This is a genomic window from Undibacterium sp., assembly GCF_030683615.1.
Taxonomy (GTDB): domain Bacteria; phylum Pseudomonadota; class Gammaproteobacteria; order Burkholderiales; family Burkholderiaceae_D; genus Undibacterium; species Undibacterium umbellatum.
The window spans coordinates 41,653-63,462 of record NZ_JAUXQE010000006.1; the positions used below are offsets into that span (position 1 = coordinate 41,653).

Sequence of the window (21,810 nt, forward strand, 5' to 3'; positions counted from 1 at the left end):
CTGGCGTCCTGAGTGTATGCATGAAGACCGATACTGCAGAATCCCTATTTTATGAAGCCAATCAATTATTGGCAGGAGGGCAGTTTGCTGCTGCTGAAGACAAATTACGGCTGGCCTTGCAAATGGAAGACGGTTTGGCAGAAGTACATGCCAATCTGGCCTGGCTAATGCAGCAGCAAGGGCGTTTTGCAGAGGCAGAGCCAACTTATCAAAGAGCACGCCAACTGGCACCTGAGGACACACAAATAAGTTTGAATTTTGGCGTCATGCTGGCTCAGCAAAGGCGCTTTGATGAAGCAGAGCATCTATATCAACTGGTCTTGCAGCTAGAGCCTGATTCTGTCTTCGCGCTGTCTAATCTTGGTGTCTTGCTGGCCAGCACCTGGCGTGAAGCAGAAGCCGAGGCTTGCTATCGTCAGGCGCTGGAACTGGACCCGGCTTATCGCAAGGCATCCTTCAATCTGGCTTATCTGTTGCTAAGACAGGGCCGCTATGCAGAAGGCTGGTACATGCTGGAGGCGCGCGATGGGCTTGAAGTACTGGACAATTGCCTCAGCGAAGAGCCTGATATTTTTCGCTGGCAAGGGCAAGACCTCAGTGGTAAATCCATCATCATCCTGTTTGAGTCTGGTCATGGTGACATGATACAGTTTGTCCGTTACGCCAGCCTGTTAAAACAGCGCAAGGCTGTAAGCGTCAGTTGCTTGTGTCATCCACAGCTCAAAAAACTGTTTACCACGATGGATGGCCTTGATAATGTGTATGGCTTTGATGAGTCTATCGTTTTCAGTGACTGGGATTACTGGGTGCCACTACTGAGTTTACCTGGCTTGTTTCAGACCCGGCTGGAGACAATTCCAGCAAGCCTGCCTTACCTGCATGGTGCGCCGCAGGTAAGGCAACACTGGAGCAATGCCATGTCAGTCGCAGGAAGTAGTCGGCGCGTAGGACTGGTATGGAAAGGCAATCCAGGGTTTGAGAATGATGCAGATCGCTCTATTCATGACCTCAATGTCTTGCAGGCATTGGCAGATATTCCTGGCGTGCACTGGTTCAGCCTGCAAAAAGGGGCGGGTGAAGAAGATATTACTGCCTCCTTAATGCCGCAGCCTATCACTGCACTTGGCGCAGACATTCATGACTTTGCTGACACTGCCGCGATTCTCATGCAGCTTGATTTGCTGATCGCCGTTGATACCGCCGTCGCCCATCTGGCTGGGGCTCTGGGCAAGCACTGCTGGGTCATGCTACCCGCATACCAGACTGACTGGCGCTGGCTCAAGGACAGGCATGACAGCCCCTGGTATCCGGATGTAATGCGGCTATTCAGGCAGACAGTTCCAGGCGACTGGTCCGGAGTATTGCAGGAAGTCAGAAGCGAATTGCTTAAGCTGATATAAATAACACATTTTAGGGTGATTATTTTGATAATTGTATTTCGAGAGAAGCAATCGCCAATGTGGCAAATATGACCCCTCTTTGCGCTACAAAGTATAATGCCGCACCATGAATCTACTAAGAACCCTTGCCGCCATGAGTGGCATGACCATGTTGTCGCGCCTTACCGGCCTGGGGCGCGATGTATTGATCGCTACGCGCTTTGGTGCGGACGCCTATACTGACGTATTCAACATTGCATTCCGCATTCCCAATCTCTTGCGCCGTATGTTTGCCGAAGGCGCTTTTTCACAAGCCTTTGTTCCCATCCTGGCAGAATACAAAAACAAGCAGGGCGAAGCCGCCACCAAAGACCTGGTCGATCATGTCGCTACCCTGATGACGTGGACGCTGGTGGTAACCTGTGTTTTGGGTATCATAGGCGCACCGGTATTATTGTATTTCATGGCCAAGGGCTATGTCGGCCAGGCGACTGAATTCAATGTAGCCATCATCATGACGCGCATCATGTTCCCGTATATTGGTTTCATGTCCATGGTGGCGCTGGCAGGTGGCATACTGAATACCTGGCGCGAATTCAAAGTGGCAGCATTTACGCCAGTTTTATATAACCTCTCATCTATCGCTGCTTCTCTGTTCCTGGCGCCTTACCTTGAACAACCCATTTATGCATTGGCGATAGCCGTATTTGTGGGTGGCGTATTGCAGTTGGGCATACAAGTCCCTGCACTGCTCAAGATAGGTATGTTGCCAAAGATTAGTTTCAGGGTAGGCACAGCCTGGCAAGATGAAGGTGTGCGCCGCATCGTGCGCAATATGGTGCCAGCGATACTCGCGGTGTCAGCAACCCAGATCAGCATTGCTATCAACACCAGCATTGCCTCCAGCCTGACAACAGGAAGCACTACCTGGCTGGCCAATGCAGACCGCTTGATGGAATTCCCTACCGCATTGCTGGGGGTGGCACTGGGGACTATTTTATTGCCCGGTCTGGCCAAGGCACATTCTGACGGCGATACTGCAGAGTATTCAGACTTGCTGGACTGGGGCCTGCGTCTGACTTTCCTGCTGGCCTTGCCCGCTGCTGTGGGCCTGGCGACGATACCTGAAGCCCTAACCGCCACTCTTTATCACTACAGCAAATACAGTGACCATGCTGTGCAAATGACCTCCAATGCCCTGGTAGCCTACGGCCTGGGCTTGCTTGGCCTGATCGTCGTCAAGATATTGGCGCCGGGTTTTTATGGCAAACAGGATATCCGTACGCCAGTAAAAATTGCTGTTGCCGTCATGCTGGTGACTCAGGCATTGAATTATGTCTTCGTGCCGTATTTTGATCATGCTGGTCTGGCCTTGTCAGTGGGCCTTGGCGCGTGCGTGAATGCGATTTTCCTCTACACAGGTTTGCGCAAACGCGGTATTTACCAGCCCAGAAAAGGCTGGCCCATGTTCCTGCTTAAATTGCTTGCTGCGCTATTGCTAATGGCAGGCGTCGCCTTGTGGACTAAAGATCAATTCCATTGGTTGGCAATGCGCAATACCCCCATGTTGCGCATTGCCGCTCTGGGCTTCGTATTGGTCTCTTGTGCAGCGACTTATTTTGCTGCGCTGGCGCTGATGGGATTCAGGCCCAGGGATTTCAGGAAAGTGACCAGGATTTAGAGTAATGCGGATCTATTCTGGTCAGGCTTTGCATTCTTGGTCATGTTGCATTTTTTGTGTCAGCCAGGTCGTCACCATTGGCCAAAGCAGCAACTCACTTTGTCGCTTAAAAAAACCAAAATGACCGATTTTCTTTAGACCCAATTTGCTTACTTCGATCAAACGGAAATCTGCTGGCTGTACAAGGTAAGCATCGTGCAGCAAACGAACACCATTTTCCAATAGTAATTCGTCGTCATTGAAGGCCAATCCCAAAACAGGATAAGCCGCAGTGGCATAGGCTTCGCGAGCGCCTGGCTCGCCCGTCAACAAATATTCCGGTGTTAAACACCAGCGCCGCCATTGCAAAATCGCGCCGCTAGGCACGTCGCCAATCACTCCAATCCGCGCGCCTGGGAAAAATCCAAACAAGCGGCAAAGTATCGGGGCCAACACATACCATAGCAAAGGCGCTCGCCGCCTCGTATTTGGTGTGTTGTGGCGCATTGCGCCGCTGCCAGAAGCCACAGTGATCAGCCCGCTCAAACGCTGACGTGACGGCAGTAGTGGCGCGACTTGGCCGCCGAAGCTATGGCCAATAGCAAAAAGAGGTAGCGCAGGATCATAGTCGCCTGCGGCACAGAGCACAGCGTCATAATCTTTTTCTATCCATTCACTCAAGTCGGTTTTCACGTGGCGCATTGAACCTTGTAGCGATGCACCGATGCCACGATAGTCAAACGTCCAGACCCGGAATCCTTGCTGCGCCATAAAACTTGCAAATGACGCGTAAAATACTTGCACTACAGCCATTGCTGGTGCAATCACAACCACGCCACGCACTGGTCCGGAAGGGTCGTACCGGTGGGTGACAAGTACTTGGCCATCCCTGGCGACGACTTGCTGACGGGTGCCGCTTACTGTTTCATTTATTGCAGCAGGACTAATTGGAGCTTGGTTTTGCATGGATTTGCACCGGAAAGTATCATAAAAAAATTGGCAGCTCGACCTTGCGCCAAACCAGCCACCACAAACATGGCATAAAATTGACAACAATGTCTTACCAACCAAAACCGAAACGTCGGCGCAAGCTACATTAGAATAGTATTCTAGAATATTATTCTGTGCAACTCTATTTATACATGGCTACTTCTAAAATAAACCGCAAACAAGAAATCCTCGATGCTGCCTTACATTGCTTTAATCAACACGGCTATGCTGCCAGTACTATAGAGATGATTAGAGAGCTAAGTGGCGCCAGTGTAGGCAGTGTGTATCACCATTTTGGCAACAAAGAGAGTATCGGCGCGGAGCTGTATCAGCTAGCAATGAATGACTACCATGCCATTTTGCAAAAATTGTTGGAACAGGCGCAAAGCGCAGAAGAGGGGGTTAAGGCCGTAACTTGCTCCTACGTGGACTGGGTAGCGAACAATCCTGAAATGGCACGGTTTGTCTTGTATAGCCGCGGTCAATTGGTCAAGAGTGGCGCGGCTGATGCCCTTCAGCAGCAAACTCAATCGCATCTTCTTTTAATTCGTGATTGGTTTAAGCCCCACATTAGCAGCGGCCAGATCAAGCGTCTGCCTTCTGAATGTTATGCCTCGCTGGTACTGGGAGCCGCTCATGATTACGCTCGACTCTGGCTCTCAGGCCGAACACGCACTGATATCAAAGAGTTTCGCGATATTTTTGCGGATGCAGCATGGTTGGCGTTGCGACCTGGAAATTGAGGAAGTCGGCCTTTAAGCAGATCAAGCACACTACACTGATCAGATTTGCAACAGGAAATTTTCGGGTGAAAGAAATTTTTTTGAAGAAAAGAGTTTATTTTACAAACCTGATTGCAATGCTAATCGAATACAGACTAGGAAATCACATCACCTACATCAGAGTCAACACTCACATTGATTGCAATATCGCCAGCGATAGTCTTACTACTATTGTTTGGCTTCAATTTGAGATAACCACAAAATTATTAAAAATAGTAACGGTGGAGGATGAACAGAAAAGACTCAGACTGTGTAAAAACGCTGAGTTTTTTTTCTCAATAAAAATCGACCTTTCAAAAAACTCGCTATCAGATTTATTCGATATCGGAAAGGGTGAACCTATCCAAGATTTTTTGTGAATTTTACGTTTGGCACAGCCTGGACTGAAAGTGGACGGTCATCGATTCACCGCCCAGTCTGAGGCGGCGATATGCCATTCCGGGAAAAATTGCGCCTTCTGATCAATAACGCGACTGAGCCGAAAATTCCACGTAAAAGCAGTTACGTTGCCATCAACATGGTCTTCAAGTTGTATAGAAGTCATTTTCCTGAAAATTCAGTAAAAAATCCTTTCCTGCGTAAAACGAGATTCTTGCTTATTGAGAAACGGAGAAAATTCAATACATATGCCATTTTACTGATAAATCATGTTTGTCAGATACACCAGAGTGGAGGATACTTTAGTCAGCACTATCAAATGGACAAGACACAATATTACGTAGCCGAACACAAAAGGACGCGTGAATGAAACAGGACATTACATTTTTGGTGGTGGACGACATGGAGGGTATGCGACGCATACTTATCAATAGCCTCAACCAATTAGGCATACGCAAGATAATTACTGCAGCCAATGGAAGCGAAGCTTGGCGTATCTTGCAGGTACAGGCGATCGATGTACTGATTTCTGATTTGAATATGCCTGTCATGACAGGCATAGACCTTCTTCGAAAAGTGCGCAGCACGCCAAAACTGGCAGACATGCCTGTGTTGATTATGACCGCTGAAACAGAGCGCTTTCAGGTGCAGGCGGCACTTGAGGCGGGAGTATCTGAATATATCATTAAACCTTTCAACGTAGCGGCGCTGGAAGCCAAGCTCGATCGTGTCATCAAGCAGCCACGACCGACTTCGTTGGAACAAAGGAAAGTCGTTCCTGCAGTCTTGCCGCCGACGGGGCAATTGGTGCCCAAAACAGCAGAGATTTCATTAGCACATTCCGCAAATGCTGCCACCAAGCCCATTATTTTGGTAGTTGACGACATACCAGACAATCTTGATATCCTCGTTGACTTGTTGAGTGACGAGTATCAGGTAAAGGTTGCCAATAGTGGAGTGCGAGCGCTGAAAATACTGGCATCAGGCAAGATACCTGATCTGATCTTGTTGGACGTGATGATGCCTGAACTAGATGGTTTTGAGGTTTGCCGCCAGATCAGACTTAATCCGTCCACAGCAGATATTCCTGTCATGTTTCTGACGGCAATGAACGAAACGGTGGATGTTACTAGAGGTTTTTCTGTAGGCGCACTGGACTTTATTTCGAAGCCGGCAGATCCACCTATCTTGCGAGCAAGGATAGCGACGCAGTTACGTCTGCGGAACACGTTTGAAGATTTACGGCAAAGTCGTCTGGCCTTGAAAGAACAAAACGCGCTGTTAGAAGAAAATCTTCGGCTCCGTGACGAGTTTGAGCGCATTGCGCAACATGATCTCAAAAATCCCATAGCAGGCATCATCAATTTTTCTTCCAATCTGCTAAGCGAAACACAGTTAGCAGACGAGCACAAAGAAATTATCGAGTATATAGAGCAGTCTGCCTACAATGTCTTGAAAATGGTCAATCTCTCGCTGGATCTTTACAAGATGGAGCAGGGTAGTTATATCTATCACCCTAGTAAAGTGGATTTAGGCAAGCTGTTGCAGCGCATACTCAATGAAGTCATTTCCGAGTTGAATGCCCGTGAAATTAGTGTTCAATTCAGCTCCCACTGCGAAGCAACTCCTGCGCCGATAGATTTGTATATCGCCGGCGATGAAATATTGTCGTATTCCATGTTTAGTAACTTACTGAGAAATGCGATGGAAGCCGCAAGAGCGCATACAGTCATCCAAATTGAACTGGAATCTACCGATGATTGGGTCACGATAATCATGACCAATGATGGCGCAGTACCAGAAGGGATACGTGAGACTTTTTTTGAGAAGTTCAGCACCTCGGGCAAGGAGAGTGGAACTGGTCTGGGCACTTTTTCTGCACAATTGATTACCCAAACTCAGGGCGGAAAAATCAGAATGGCGACGTCGGATGAGTCCAACACGACAACGCTGACGGTTCGTTTGCCTAAAGCAAGCATAGCTTGAGTTGGCAAGTTGAGGCATTTGAGAAAAATGCCCTTACATCTTAAAGGAGGTAGGCATGCCTGTAGGCGAACTCGAAATGCTTGCACATATCATTGTCATGCTGGCGGGCCTTGCTAGTCTTGCTTGGGGCTGGTTAGGTTGGCGACTAAATATCTCTCGCGTATCTGCAATTAACTTCAGCCTGGCGAATATCATGCTGTTGGCGGGCAATCTGGCGGCTTTGTCGCTGCGTTCGGATCGTAGCGTTGTGGAATTTTATCAATCTTTTAATCTTGCTGACGTGATGTTTCTGGGGGCAGCGGTGCTGTTTCGTGTTGGACTTCGGGGACTGTATGACTTACCCCCCCCTGGCGTGCGGGACTATGCAGTGATAGGTGTCGTTGCCATTGTAGCATTTGGTATATATATGCTTGGTATGCCAAATGTGGCAGGTGTATTGGTTTTGTTGGCGACATCATTGGTGGTTATGCAAGTGTTGTACGACACTGATCAAAAAATGCGTGCACGCTCCGGCACGACAAGGCGATTGCTCTTGCTTTGGCCCATAGCGGCCGCCGCAGGCCTGCTGTTATGGCGTGCATTCGATGATGTGCAGGCTATCTTCAATGCGCATGGCGACATGAGTGCAACGTTCAGGGGCAAATATTTCCATCTCTATTTATGGTTGGCACTGTTAATCACGATGGTTATTAATGCCACCTTGATTGGCCTCACCATCAATATGCTGGTCAGGAAATTGCATGCACAAAACAACAGCTTGCAAAATATCCTTGATACTGCTCCCGTAGGTGTGGCGGTTAGCATTGACGGCATCGTGCGCTTTGCCAATCCGCGTGTAACTGAGTTGCTTGATATGAAGGTTGGAGACCCATCTGCGCAGTCGCTGGTGTTGCCAGAAGACCGTGACAGGATAGATAAGGAGATGCTAGCCCAGGGAATGATCCGCAACATGGAACTGCAAATGTATTGCCCGCACCGCACAGTGCGCGATTTGCTCGTGACCTACTTGCCGACAGACTTTGCAGATCAACCTGGCATTCTGGCATGGCTGGTCGACATCACTGATCAAAAAAAGGCTAACCGCGATATCCGTCAGACTAATGATGAGCAAACCGCTATTTTTGAATCAGCTACGCTGGGCATAGCATTCATCAAGGATAAGATCATAACCAGGGCCAACCATAAACTTGAACAACTATTTGGCTGGGAGGCAGGCCAGATGTTAGGGCTGTCGCCAGCAATCTGGTCAAATCAGGGTGTAGCGGCGGAGGATGGTCCTTATCAAGACTTGTTGCGTGGCGAGATTCATCACAGTACCCAAAGATTGACGCGGAAGGATGGCAGCTCATTCTGGTGCAGGTTGGGTGGTAGCGCTATTGACAGTAAAGATTTGTCGCGAGGCTCGGTCTGGCTGTTTGACGATGTTTCGCAAGAACGTGAAGCAGCAGAACTGATGCGCAAAGCCAAGGACATGGCAGAAGACGCGACACGCATGAAATCAGATTTCCTGGCAAACATGAGTCATGAAATCCGTACCCCAATGAATGCCATTATAGGCATGACCCATCTGGCACTGAAAACTGAGCTTAACTCCAAGCAACGCAATTACATCAGCAAAGTCGATGCGGCAGCGCGCAATTTGATGGTCATCATCAACGACATTCTCGATTTTTCCAAGATAGAAGCAGGCAAGCTGCAATTTGAAATGCGCGATTTTCGCCTCGAGGATGTGCTTGATAACCTGGCAGATTTAACCGTCATCAAAGCCCAGGAAAAAGGACTGGAACTCTTGTTCGATGTGGCTGCTGACGTACCAACTTCCCTAGTTGGTGATGACTTGCGCTTGGGCCAAGTTTTGCTCAATCTGGTTGGCAACGCTATCAAGTTCACAGATCAAGGCGAGATTACAGTACGCATTCAATTGCAGGAAGCCCAAGAACAGAATTTTTCAGATCAAGTAGTCCTTTGCTTTGAAATCATTGATACAGGTGTTGGGCTCAGTCAAGAACAATGCGCCAGGCTTTTCGACGCATTCTCGCAAGCAGATGCCTCCACAACCCGCAAATATGGTGGAACCGGACTGGGTCTTACCATCAGTAGACGCCTGGTCGAATTGATGAAAGGTCAGATTGGTGTAAGTAGCCAGTTGGGTACTGGCAGCTGTTTTTACTTCACCGCCAGTTTTGGTCGATATGCGCAACAGAAAGTTTTACCAACAGCGGTCCATGACTCGAATGACCTGCGCGTCCTGTTGGTGGACGACAATGCGCGCGCCCGTGAAATCTTGCTGGCAATACTGAAGTCGCAGCACTTTTCCGCCACCGCAGTGTCCAGTGGCAGAGCTGCGATAGAGGAACTAAATTACGCAGAAGAGCAATCCCAGCCATATGGTCTGGTGCTAATGGACTGGCTAATGCCTGAGCGCGACGGGCTGTTTGCATTAAGAGAAATGCGTGCCATACCGGTTTTAGCAAAAATACCTGTTTTCATGATGGCAACAGCTCATAGCATCGATGCCTTGCTGGAAGAAGCGGGGGAAACCAGAATAGATGGTATCTTACAAAAACCAATTAATCCTTCTTCTCTGATTGACGCAATGCTGATGTCGCTGGGAAAAGAAATTTTGAACCCTGGACGCAGGCAGCAGCGCCATGCAGCAAGCAACGAAGCTGAAGAAAAAATGCAAGGTGCCTATTTGCTCTTGGTTGAAGATAACAGTGTCAATCAGGAACTAGCAACGGAGCTTTTGCAAAATGCGGGGATAAAAGTTGACATTGCTAATAATGGCCTCGAGGCCATCTCCATGATAGAAATTCACGACTATGATGGTGTCCTTATGGATTGCCAGATGCCGGTCATGGACGGTTTTTCGGCCACTCGTCAAATACGCGGAATGCAGAGGTTTGCGAAGCTGCCCATTATTGCTATGACCGCAAACGCAATGAGCGGTGACAAAGAGCTTTGCCTGGACGCAGGCATGAATGATCATATCGCCAAACCTATCGATGTGAATCAATTGTTTATAACTTTGGCTCGTTGGGTGACCCAAAAAGTATCCGTCCCAGATGTTGGATCGTCTGCTTCTCAGGAAGTGCTGGGGCCTGACATCAAGCTGCCAGTCATTGCTGGATTAAATCTGGACTCAGCCTTGCAACGTCTCGGCGGGAACCATGCGCTACTTTTAAAACTCATACAGCGCTTCGCGGACAATCAAAGAGGCACCATCATCAATATCAGGCAGGCCTTGATGCGCGATGATTTGAGCGAGGCCATACTGGCGACTCATACCATCAAGGGACTTGCGGGGAATATTGGTGCCAGCCAAATACAATCTCTGGCTGCTGAATTGGAAACCGCATTACGAAATGATCAGACAGACAGTTTGACAGTAATCCTGCCGAGCTTTGAGCAAGAGCTTGCCATCCAATTGAAACACATTGAACTAGCTTTGCCTGACAATATAGCGGGTACTATACCTAAAGTAGCAATAGCAGAAACTGTGGATATGGCGGCGCTCGCCATACAGTTACAACAACTCGCAGAGCTGCTTGCTGATGACGATGCGCGTGCAGATAAACTCGCTACTCATATTTTAGGCGAGCTACGCCAGCTTGACCTGGCCAATCAAGCCAATCAGATCAGCAAACATATCAGCAAATATGAATTTGAAGAAGCGCTGGAAAAACTCAAGGAAGCAGCGCAGTTGCTGGGAATCGGTTTGAGGGAATAGTCGTTCTCGATAGAGCAACCGACGGACTTCGGTATACACTTTCACGGTAATTACCTTGAATTCGCTTTAAGTAAAAGTTGCAAGGATAGGTCAATTTACCTGGTCAATATGGAGGGTTTTGTTGCGTTATTTCTCAGAGGGCGCAATTTTTCAGGAATTGCAGATCAACATGTATCTTGCAAGAGTGCAACAAGATGGAATTACGTTTTTCTTAATAAATAGGACTTACGCAAAATCGCCCCAGCTGCGTTGCAGCTCCTAGCCGTACTAAAGTACTGTCTTCGTCGCTGACGCCTTGCTGTGATAATTTTGGGTAAGCCCTAATAAAGTCATTGGCGGATTCATTTTAAAACATAAACGACTTTACCAAATTCAAATCCCCGATCTTGCGTAGCGGGATGACAAAGCTTTCGCGTTTTTCCTTTGCTGTATTTTCATAAAACACCAGGGTCACGCGGGTGGTGATGATAGGTTGCTTGCGCTGGCCTTCATCAAAGTTATATCCGCCTGCACCATAGTTACCCCAGTAGTTGACGAAGACATGGTAGGCACCATGCTTGGGCGCGATGGTGGTGAACATTTCTGGACCTGGTCCATCAACGCTGTCTACATCCAGTCCTCCGCCGCCGTTCAGTATGGGGGCAGCAAAAAAGGCATGCTGGCCATCCGGTGTAATGATGTGCAGGTCAACCTCTGCCTCAGGAGCATCCCACGAACAGATGACGCGTAACTGTGGTGACAGTTGCTGGGTATTGGCTTCGTAATATTGCACGCGTTGCAGGCTCTTGCCGTCTGGTCCCTTGATTTCTATATTGTTGGAACCGCTGCCAAAGGCGTAATGGCGTTCATAGCGGCCGTCAGTGCCGTAATTGAGCACCATGGGGTTGCCATTGACGATGAGGGTGTGTTTCCTCTGTTTGCCCGCCTCAAGGATATGACCTTCAATGAGAGTGCGGTTTTTTTGCGTGCCACGGTCTATCGGAGGCAAGGGATAGGAAGCACGTGTATCACCGGATTTGTCGGTCAGACCGCCATAATTCCAGCCACCACGCGGGCTATTGATGGTGGGTTTGTCTTCAGCACCACAATTGGCAGCAGCGATGAAGAGGGTGCATGCCAGCAGGGACGGTTTCATTATCGTTTGCATGATCATCATGGATAGGTAAAGGATTTAACCAGCGTCAGTTCGCCGGGTTTGCGCAATGGCACCTGAAAGCTTTGCTGTTTTTCTGACAGTGTGCCTTCCTGGCTGATGATGGCAACCCTGGCGATAGTCAGATTTTTTTCATCGCCCCCACTGCCGTAATAATTCACATAGACATGATAGCTACCCTTGGGGGGGGCAGTGTTGGCATAGATTTCCGGTCCATAGCCGGTGGTAACATCGACGTCCAGTGCGCCACCATTTTGTACCACACGGTTACCATAAAACACATGCTGACCATCAGGTGATACAACATGCAAGTCCAGGTCAGTGCCATCGCTGTCCCAGGACAATACCACGCGCAGGCGGGCATTCGGGCGACTGGTGTTGGTGTCAAAAAATTGTACGCGTTTGACTTCACTACCATCGGGGCTACGCACTTCTACATTATTGGAACCTGAGCTGAATGAGTAAGGGCGGGAAAATTCACCACCTTCGCCTATGGATAAGGGCATCGCAGCACCATTGACGATGAGCTTGCCTGGTTTTTTCTTGTTGCTGGTACTGATTCGCCCCTTGATGAGTGCCATTTCATTCTGGCCTTCAGCATTGACTGACACCGCAGGGTAATGCACAGGCTGTTTAAAACCTGCGGCTTCGCCGCCACTATTGCGCCAGCCGCCACGTGGCAGTTCTACGCTGGTGTCTGCCATCGCACAGAAAGGCAAGGCAGCAAGCAGGCTGTTGACCATGCAAACAATAATTCGGTTTGGGTAAAACTTGATCATGTTGATCCTTCTATGAGACGTCGTGCCAGTTTTTCTACATAGTCTTCATTGGCGCCGTTCGGATGAAACCGTAAAGCCAGGTGCAGGTATTCATGGGCGAGAGTGATGCGCTCGTCCAAGCTGCGCCATCCACGTACGTAGATGCGCATGCGCTTCTGGTCTGAATAGGGGTTGCCGCTTGCCAGCGAACAGACTGTAGGTGGTGTGTCCGGGCTTTCAAAGCCGGGCTCCCGACTCAGTACTTTTTGCCATTTGCTGCTGGCCTTGCTTAGCCAGGTCTGTGCTGCTGCCAGCGGCTTGCAATCAGATTTGCCATTGAAGCTGGCGATGCTGGCTTGCGGATAACTGGTGGCTAAAATGCGTTCAAAATTCCAGCCCTGATTTGCCTGCCTGGTTGCTTCCTTTAAAGACATGCGGTTGGCGCCCGCACTGTCGTTGTGATAGCGTACGTTTGCCCCCTGCAGTATCAGGTCATCAGTGAACCAGGCCGCAGCCATGGCCGCATCGGTGGGCGCATTGGCGCTGACGCGTTGACGGGTAGTCGTATCGGCAATGCGCCAGCAGCCGTGATCAAGAGTAGCGTTTTGTACCAGATAGGTACGCGCCGCAATCGCCAGGCTGCGGGCGGTGTGTATATTGCTGGCATCGCCTTCACGGTCTATCACGCGCGCGACGTAATCATTGACGGCGAAACGGCCGGTGACTTGCGGTGCCATGCCTGGAGAACGTTGCAACATCAGGCTGCCATTGCTATTGATGTCCAGGCTATTGCCGTTGGCGAATTGCAGTTTGTATTTGCCAAACAGTGTTCCAGCACGCGCTGGAGCACTTGCTGCGGATGTAGACAATACTTCGCGCAATGGATAACGCGCAAAAAAATCCACATCCACGCAATGCGCTTCGTCGCCGACGTTGTCCATATTATTGATACCAATCCAGCGGGGAACGGGCAGGGTGGTTGTCAGCGCACTTGCCCAGGTCGTCAGAGTAGACCGGCTGGAGCCACGGGCTCCAAACCAGAATGGCGTGCCATCGGCCAGCCAGCCGGCTGCACCACCAAAGGCACTGTTGTCGGGTAAATGCCAGGAATAGGTTTTGTAGCGTATGCCTGTACCCAGTTGCGCCCAGGCTTCGCGGCCATAGCCCTGTACAGCGGTTTCCAGCAAGGCTGTGCGGGCAGCGGCGCGGGCTTGCGGGGAAAATTTGTTCAGGGTTTCCAATAGTTCTTTTACGCTTATCTGGGTATCTGGCTGTAATTGTGCTGTGCGTTGCAGCCAACTGGCATCGCTGCGGCTTTGCCAGTAGCTTTTCCATGCCTTGTCGTTGACACCCAGGCGCGCTGGCGAAAAATACGGGGCGCAGGAGCGTGCCAGGGCAGAGTCGCGTTCTACCTGTTCACCTGGTTCACAACAATACAAGTCTTCATTTTTTTCCTGTTTTTCACGAAAGTTCTCGCGCAAATCTTTTTTGTTTGTGCAGGTATATGCGGCTTCCTGAATGTGATTGTCTTGCAGGTATGCATAGACAAATAACTTCCACAAACTACCGAGGGGTATCTTTTGTTCTGTGAATTTGCTGTCTTGAGAATTTAGAGACCGCACTTCCACCTGGCCGTCACGCAGCCAGGCGACTGTTGCTGTACTAGCTGCATCTGCTGCATGCGCAACTTGCGCAGAACCAGCCAGCGCGACTGCAGTCGCGCTGGCAAGCATGATGGTGCTGATCACTTTACGGGCAGGATCAGCGGATTTCCATAAACGCACGTGGCTTGTCCTCAAAGGCTTTCTGGTCTGGCTGGTACATGCGGTAGTAGCGTGCAGGTGGCAAGGCGAATTTGCCGGTTTGTGCCGCACGCACAAGGTGACGTATCACGACCTGGCCATCGAGTGCATCCACTGGCACGGCATAGCCGCGTGGTGTTTGTTCATAGCGTGCACGCTCCATCGCTTCCATATCTTTGCCGCCAGGGTAACGCAGGCTGATACCCCAGGTAGAACGGTCAGCCGAGGTGCCTGGTGGCAAGGGCACTTCAACAATGCCAAAGTTCAGTTCAGGGCCGGATGTGCGGGTGAGTACCACTTCATCCAGATAGACTTCGTCTGTCTTCAGTGCTGCACCGTCGCCCAGCAATTCCAGCTTGAAGCCCGCTTTTCCAGCTATTGGCTGTACTGGCGCACCTGTCGCTGGATTGATGGCAGGCTTGCTGGCGCTGCTTGGTGTTGGCAGAGCTTCTGGGACCAGGCGGTATATGCGGCGTTCCAGTTTCACTGGGAGGCTGGATTTTTCTGGTTCACGGCTGTCAAACTGGGCAATTGCCATCATGCCAGCAGTTGGCGTCGATGCCATTTTGATGACCGTTGGTGTTGGCGTTGCGGCGGTAGTATTCCAGCGGTACACGCTTTGACCTGTGATGGTTTCGCGCGCTTGCCAGCCAGCTTCCAGTTCGACCTTGGCCATGTTATTGCGCAGCAGGGGATCATTCGTGCCTGATTTTCCACCCATGGCGCGATAAGTCCACAACAGACTCAATGCGCGATCAATAGTTGGCGATTCTGATCTGACACGTTCCAGTACGGCAGCAGCATCACTGGCGGGGCGTTTACCTGTCAGTATCAGCAAGGCTTCACCCAAAGGCAGGTCCGCCTGATGTACGCGTGCTGCTGCTTCTGGCAAGCTCGTGACGGTAATGCCAGTCAGGTTACCTTTGCTTTGCTGGACTACATAGGCGGCCAGCAAGGTGCTCATGGCATGCTGTACATCATCATCCTTGTTGGCAAAGATCATGCTGTTCATGCCTGAGCGTGGAGTGATCACGACAGGTTTTGCAAATGCCCCTTTGGCACCGAGTTCTTCACTCAGGGCTTCTGCCATGGAGCGTATCGGCAAACCCATGTCCTGCATCCAGTAAAGCATCAGGGCGCGTTGCCAGTGTGATTGCTTGACACCATCCTTGCGGTAGACATCATTGAGCTTGTCAAAGTGGCCTTCTGGTAGTGACAGTTTCAAGGCGCGACTGGCATGCCAGTCTGCATAGTAGGCATAGGTGGTCAACAGGGCATCGCCATCTTTTTCTGGCACGCTCCACCAGCCAAAAGTCGCATTCGGCCCTGCCATTTGCGCAAGACGGAAGCGGTAGCTATACAGCCTTTGCGTGAGTTGTGCTGTCAGTCTCTCTTCACTTGGCAAGGTGGATTGCAAGGCCAGGCTGTAAGGGATGAGGCGGCTGGAAGTTTGCTCAACACAACCATATGGATAATCGATCAAATCATCCATCAAACGGCGGAACTGCGTGCTGGCGCTGTCAGCAAATTGCAGTTGCAGGTTGCTGGCATCAGGCGGCAGTTTCAGGATTGTTTCCTTGCCACTCACGGGCACGCTGACCGAGCGCTGGCTAAGCCAGTGCACAGGGATGATCTTCAGTGGCACATTCAGCGCGTCGACAGTTTTGCCGCCTACGGCCAGGGACAGGTCTATCTTGTTGTCGAGACCATTGGCTTTCAAAGGTACGGAGATAAAATTCGCACCCGGTTTCAGCTTCAGGCTTTCTTGCTTGTTGACGCCGGAGCCAGTGATGTTCAGGCTGGCACTGGCATCCTGGTTGCCTTGATTAAAGATGGCAACGCTGGCATTCGGTGCATCCTGGACGCGCATCCAGTTCGGGCTGGTCCATTTTACATAGAAGTCTTTATCTGAACGCACGTAAGCGATGTTCTGGCCGACATTGCCACCCGCTTCGGTAGCACGCACGGTAATACGCCAGCGCGTCAAAGAGTCTGGCATGGTAAAAGTCAAACGGGCACGGCCTGCGGCGTCAGTGGTGACATTCGGTTGCCACAGTGCCGTGTCCTTGTCTTCGCGACGCGGTCTTTCCAATACCTTGATGGCACGCTCATGGGTTTGCCCGTTGGCAGGCAAAGCCAGCTTGGATGGCGGCACTGCCAGGTCATAAGCGATGAAGCTCAGGCTGGCAGAAGTGCGCACATTATTGCGGCGCGGATGATAGAAGAAGTCAGAAATGTCAGGTGCAATTTCAGGTTGCAACACATAGATCATTTCATCGACCACACCCACGGTCAACTGGCTGCCCGCGGCTGGTTTGCCGTCGACCATGGCTGTCAGGTCCAGGGTGACTTTATCACCCGGCGCATAAACGGCCTTGTCAGCTTTGACGGCAACATTGATACGTGGCTGTTCAACTTTCAACCCCAGGTTCTGGAATACATAATCAGCACCTTTGACATACACCACGGACAGGGTGATGTTGGGGCCATAGGTATCCTGGACTGGAAGTTCCACCTTCCACTGCATGGGGGACAGGCGCTTGGCGCTCAGCCAGCCACTGGCATTGCTCATCAAGGCAGTTTTTTCAACCTTGTCACGCTCCAGCGTGAACAGCGCCTGATCGACTTGCTGTGGGAAGGTGATCAGCGCACTGGCAGTCTCACCTGGTTTGTAGCTGGTCTTGTCAAACACCATTTCTATCGAACCCTGAGGTGCACTGACGCCAGCACCGCTGACATAATGCGACGTCGCACCCAGAATATTGCCTGCTGCATCACGCACAGACAGGGTATAGGTGCCAGGTTCAGCAAAGGCCAATGTTAACTTGCTGGCGTTGGCGAGCTTGCCGTTGGATTTTTTCTGGTTTTCCAGTCTTACCCAGTCCCATGTTGCCGGGGCACTGACTGTGCTGACGGTATTGCCAGGTACGGGCAGGGCAGTCAGGGCAAAGTTCATGTTTTCGCCTACGGCAGAGAAGGCGCGTTCTGCCTTCAGGCTAAAAGTGCCAGCACTGCGTTCTACCAGTATCTCTTTGGTAGAACGTACGCGGTAAGCAGCGCCATCTGTTGCCAGTACCGACAAAATATAGCGGCTGGGTTCAGTCGCAGCAGGCAGCTTGAAATCCACAAAACCACTGCTATCGGTCGTAAACGTCGTTGTGCTCATCTGTACCGGGAACTGGCCAGCGTAGCCCAGATCACCTTCAACGATGGTCAGGCGCTGGGCGCGTACTGTCAGGTCTGCCTTGGCATTGACCACTGGTTTGCCATCGGGGTACACCAGTTGCAACTTGCCCTTTATTTCTTCATTGGTTTTGTAATCCTTCTTGCCGGGCAAGACATTAATTTCAAAATGTGGCTTTTGGTACTCAGCCACACGGAAAGCAGCACCATAGCTGTTGCCCTTGTAGCTGAAACGCAATTCATAACCACCTGCGACGGCATTGTCAGGCAACTGGAATACCGTATCCCCACCTGTCTGCGGTGTCATTTGCAGGGTCTGCGCGGCAACCGGGAAACCATTTGCATCAAATACCTGCAACTTCAATTCACCTGCGGTGATGGCGACGGATTCACGGGCGGACGCAAAAGTACGGCCGAGGAATTTCACGTACACGGTTTCACCAGGGCGGTACAAGGGACGGTCAGTCACTGCATACAGCTTGGTGTTATAGATTTCACTATCGTAATAATAATTTTCAGCGACAAAGACGCCGCCTTTGCTGTCTTCACCATAGACATAAGTCTTTTCAGGTGCATCACGTTCAAAATTGACGATACCGCTGGCATCTGACGCACCTGTACTCAGGATGCCTGCGCCATCTGTCCACACTGTCTTGGCATCTGCTACAGCCTGGCTGGTACGGCGGTCAGCCACCCAGACCAGCATTTGTTTGCTCGATACCTTGGTGACAGCAATAGAGTCAGAGACAAACACCAAAGTCACAGCGCGATAGCTGCCAACCATGGCTTCAACCAGGTACAGGCCGGGTTCTTTTTTACCCAGTGGTATAAGGACATTACCTTTTGGCGATGTGATGAATTCACTGCTGCTGCCATCCAGCTTGACGCCTTTGGGAGGTTGTATGGGCTGGGCGATATGCACAGGGTAGCGGAAGCTGTCGACCAGGGTATGTGCCTTCAGCGGCTGGTACAGCGGGTTCATTTGCTGTGGTGTCGGTGCTTTGACCAGTGGGTGCAGGCGTACTTCGGGTACTTGCGAAGTCACTGCGTTTCTGGCGTCGGATGAAAACAGCTTGCGCCACATACGGCGTGAAGCATCCCACCAGTTATCCCAGGTACGCGCCAGCGCATCAGATATGCCTTTACCCTTGTAATTGCCTTTGGCATCTATGCGGTGCAAATTCTTTTGCGCCTTCAAGAATTCCAACGGGTCTTTGACTTTATAGACATACACGTCAACGCCACCGAGTTCAGAAATCTGCCCCATGTCCTGTGCTTCCAGTCGCACCATGGCATTATCGCCAGAGCCATAGGCTGCGTCACTGAGCAGGAAGAAGGACGAGCCGCCATCCTGTGCCAGCGCAGGCATGAATAGCAACATCGCGCATAGCGCAGTCAGTAAAGTGAAATAACGGGATTGTTTGAGTTTGGCTTTCATTGGGCGCTTTCAGGCGGACAAGAAATTGAGGCGATAAACGCCAGCAAAATTGGGATTATCTTGAGTAGGGTGCCAGCGCGTATCGCGCCAGGCTTGCAAGTCGCGCAGCTTGACAGCGCGCAAACCATTGTCAGTTGGTGTGACTGTACCGGTGTGATAGGCAATGTAAGAATTCATCCACACCATCAGATGCTGGGCATCGCCCTGGTCATAGAATAGCAAATCGCCAGGTGCTGCCAGGTTGCAGTCCTTGCCGCGAAACCGTGCATTCTCTTGCACCATTTCTATAGCGCTGACATAGGCCGAGACCGTACCGTCAGCCAGCCGCCATTGATGGCGCACTGATTGCGTATTTTGATCAAGGGCTATCTCTGGCGGCAGGGCAGTGCCCAGCATGCCATTTGCCCGCTTCCATTTTTCATCATGCTCTCGCAGGGACTCGGCCACCGCAAAACGCACCAGGCCGACGCAATCACGCTGTTGCCAGCGTGGTGTCGGTCCGGCAGTCAACTGGGCGGCAATGATGCGTGTCATCCAGGCGCGGCAACTGCGCGACTGGGCTGGCGTCAATGTAGGTGCAGCGACGGCTGGTGAGGAAGTTGCCCCAACTTTGCCAGAATTTGCAGCGGGCAACGGCACCGTTGGTGACGTGACTTTGTTAGCCAGCGCCAGCCTGTGCCAGCCGAGCATGGCGCTGGAGGCAAGCATGCCGCTTAGTACGTGCCGGCGTTTCAATTGGATTTCTCCTTGCTGACCCATTCAACTTGTTGCCAGGCTTTGCCACTGGCCTGGGTCTTGCTCAATTCCAGGCGGATTGGCGGGTAAGTCGCCAGGGCTTTCATACGCGCTGGCAGATGGGTTTTTGCCGCTTCCAGGAGATTGGCATCTTCAGGTTTTGCCAGGGCAGCATAAATTTCGCGCTGTGCCATTTCTGAGAGAGGGCGTGGAGTAATCAAGCCCAGGGTATTTTGCGCGCCAGAACTCTGGTCAGCAACGCTGGGGTTGCTGCGGGCGATGGTATCCACCACTTTTTCAACCAGGCTGCCATCTGGAGAAAATACGACAAAGTCGCCACTGGCTGCCAACGTAGCCATGCTTTTGGTATTGCGCCACAATTTCTGGTCAGACTTGGCCTTGGTGGTACCTTTACCTGGTGCTGCTTGTTCACCGCTTGCTATGGCCCAGGTCGCCATGGCTTGCAGAGTGGCCTCGCGGTTGGGTGTGGCCAGCGGCAACTTGGTGATAAATACAGGGGAATACAAATTTGATTCGCGATACCAGCAGGCCAGGCCGGGGCCAGACAGCGGTGCCAGTGCCTGATCTGGCAACTTTGGCTTGGCATCGGCTTCTTTCAACACGGTATTGACCATGTTCCAGTCAATTGGCACCGTGATACATGCGCTGGGGTTTGCCGGTGCAGCAGTCCACAAGGCTGGATCAAGCAACTGTGCAGAAGAAATTTTCTTGGAATCCAGCCAGACCGAGGTTGACCAGTTGCCACCAAAGTCAAAGCGCATACCTTTGAAGCCGGATACAAAAGCGCCGTAACCCAGGGCCATGGTCGGTGCACCGATCGCCATAGTATGTTTTGCCGTGCCGGCAGCCTGAGCTGGTGCAGGGGCGATATTGTTGAGATCAAATTGCAGCGACAGTGCACCATCATGTTCCAGCCACTTGGCAACAGCCGCACGCGCTTCCGACACGATGCCATTGCTGTCGTCGAACAAAAGACCCGGGTCAGACAGCACCACCACACGATCTCCCTGGCTGATCAGCAACAAGGTGCGGCGTGGATTCACTTCCATAGCCATGATCTGGGCTTTGCCATTACTGGTGCTGATGTCGCCTGCCAGTTTCAACTGGCCATCTTTCATAGCGACCTTGGCGGCTTCCTGCAGGGCTTTATTGAACAGGCCCATGCGCATGACAACAGCATAGTGACGCAAGGCACCTTTGCCATCGCGCCAGAAGGCTACTTCTGCAGGTTCATTGAAAATGCTGGCATACAGCTTGTCTTGCCAATCCAGATCATGCTCGTAGGCAATACGTTTGACTGCACCGTTCAAACCCAGACGGTCTTCATTTTGCTCGTAGTAAAAGGCCAGGTCTTCAGTCAATACATCTTTTGCGATAGGCACTTGTAGCAAATCACGTGGCAGTCTGGATAAGCTGGTGGTGCGTATCAAGGCATCCGGTTGTGAGATATCCACCATTAGGCGGGTGCCAACATAGTGATAATCCTTCCAGTGTTTGCTCAACTGGTAGGCAACAGCAGCGGCGGCAACTGTAATAACAGTGCCGGTGACGATCCAAATACGACGCATGAATTCTCCCTCAGGGGTCTGGCTTTTTTATTGCACGGATACTATCCAAAGCAAGCCTGCAAGACAATCGTTTGCGGCTGTCTAATTGGTAATTTTCTGTAAGCGTGCAGGTAAAGACTTAAACTGGCAATTGTGCCATGTATAAACTTGGGAATTTGTATTGTTGCAATATTTTTTTGTGGACTTGCAAGGCATGTTTCAGGAGGGAAAATCTGAAAGCGAAGAAGTAAAAATTCTGGGATGCACT

At 50.9% G+C, this 21,810-nt stretch carries 13 protein-coding genes; 6 read left to right on the forward strand and 7 right to left on the reverse strand.

From position 1 onward, the window contains the following. Positions 1 to 20 precede the first annotated feature (20 nt). Entirely contained in the window at positions 21 to 1,400 is a 1,380-nt protein-coding gene (locus Q8K39_RS03190) for a tetratricopeptide repeat protein (protein WP_305258261.1), read from the forward strand. A gap of 106 nt (positions 1,401 to 1,506) precedes the next feature. Further along, entirely contained in the window at positions 1,507 to 3,060 is a 1,554-nt protein-coding gene (gene murJ / locus Q8K39_RS03195) for a murein biosynthesis integral membrane protein MurJ (RefSeq protein WP_305258262.1), read from the forward strand. A gap of 21 nt (positions 3,061 to 3,081) precedes the next feature. On the opposite strand, the gene Q8K39_RS03200 is transcribed toward murJ, so the two are convergent. Beyond that, positions 3,082 to 4,005 carry an alpha/beta fold hydrolase gene (locus tag Q8K39_RS03200; RefSeq protein WP_305258263.1) on the reverse strand — a complete coding sequence of 308 codons (924 nt, stop codon included), beginning with the start codon at positions 4,003 to 4,005 and terminating at the stop codon, positions 3,082 to 3,084. Between the two features lie 176 nt (positions 4,006 to 4,181). Here Q8K39_RS03200 and Q8K39_RS03205 point away from each other — a divergent pair, with 176 nt between their 5' ends. The 4 genes from Q8K39_RS03205 to Q8K39_RS03220 all read left to right on the forward strand — a co-directional run bounded on the left by Q8K39_RS03205 (position 4,182) and on the right by Q8K39_RS03220 (position 10,905). Continuing rightward, positions 4,182 to 4,772 (forward strand): TetR/AcrR family transcriptional regulator, encoded by a 591-nt coding sequence (locus Q8K39_RS03205; RefSeq protein WP_305258264.1) that lies wholly within the window; start codon positions 4,182 to 4,184, stop codon positions 4,770 to 4,772. Further along, positions 4,745 to 5,170 carry a hypothetical protein gene (locus tag Q8K39_RS03210; RefSeq protein ID WP_305258265.1) on the forward strand — a complete coding sequence of 142 codons (426 nt, stop codon included), beginning with the start codon at positions 4,745 to 4,747 and terminating at the stop codon, positions 5,168 to 5,170. The genes Q8K39_RS03205 and Q8K39_RS03210 overlap by 28 nt, the downstream gene beginning before the upstream one ends. Before the next feature lie 385 nt (positions 5,171 to 5,555). Next, the gene (locus Q8K39_RS03215) at positions 5,556 to 7,175 is read left to right on the forward strand and encodes a response regulator (RefSeq protein ID WP_186954113.1); all 1,620 of its coding nucleotides are present in this window, start codon (positions 5,556 to 5,558) and stop codon (positions 7,173 to 7,175) included. Between the two features lie 55 nt (positions 7,176 to 7,230). After that, complete coding sequence (locus Q8K39_RS03220) at positions 7,231 to 10,905, forward strand: response regulator (RefSeq protein WP_305258267.1); 3,675 nt, start codon at positions 7,231 to 7,233, stop codon at positions 10,903 to 10,905. Positions 10,906 to 11,251: 346 nt separating this feature from the next. On the opposite strand, the gene Q8K39_RS03225 is transcribed toward Q8K39_RS03220, so the two are convergent. From Q8K39_RS03225 to Q8K39_RS03250, 6 genes are read right to left on the reverse strand one after another with little or no spacing between them, the layout of a single operon-like run. Beyond that, the gene (locus Q8K39_RS03225) at positions 11,252 to 12,040 is read right to left on the reverse strand and encodes a YfaP family protein (protein WP_305258268.1); all 789 of its coding nucleotides are present in this window, start codon (positions 12,038 to 12,040) and stop codon (positions 11,252 to 11,254) included. 17 nt (positions 12,041 to 12,057) lie between these two features. Next, positions 12,058 to 12,837 carry a DUF2135 domain-containing protein gene (locus tag Q8K39_RS03230; protein ID WP_186954116.1) on the reverse strand — a complete coding sequence of 260 codons (780 nt, stop codon included), beginning with the start codon at positions 12,835 to 12,837 and terminating at the stop codon, positions 12,058 to 12,060. Beyond that, the gene (locus tag Q8K39_RS03235; RefSeq protein ID WP_305258269.1) at positions 12,834 to 14,600 is read right to left on the reverse strand and encodes a DUF2300 domain-containing protein; all 1,767 of its coding nucleotides are present in this window, start codon (positions 14,598 to 14,600) and stop codon (positions 12,834 to 12,836) included. The genes Q8K39_RS03230 and Q8K39_RS03235 overlap by 4 nt, the downstream gene beginning before the upstream one ends. Then, on the reverse strand, positions 14,578 to 19,239 hold the full coding sequence (locus Q8K39_RS03240; RefSeq protein ID WP_305258270.1) for an alpha-2-macroglobulin: 4,662 nt from the start codon (positions 19,237 to 19,239) through the stop codon (positions 14,578 to 14,580). Before Q8K39_RS03240 ends, Q8K39_RS03235 begins: the two co-directional genes overlap by 23 nt. A 9-nt stretch (positions 19,240 to 19,248) precedes the next feature. After that, positions 19,249 to 19,974, reverse strand: a complete 726-nt coding sequence (locus Q8K39_RS03245) for a DUF1175 family protein (RefSeq protein ID WP_305258271.1) — start codon at positions 19,972 to 19,974, stop codon at positions 19,249 to 19,251. Further along, positions 19,971 to 21,563 (reverse strand): DUF2138 family protein, encoded by a 1,593-nt coding sequence (locus Q8K39_RS03250; RefSeq protein WP_305258272.1) that lies wholly within the window; start codon positions 21,561 to 21,563, stop codon positions 19,971 to 19,973. The genes Q8K39_RS03245 and Q8K39_RS03250 overlap by 4 nt, the downstream gene beginning before the upstream one ends. Positions 21,564 to 21,810: the final 247 nt, after the last annotated feature.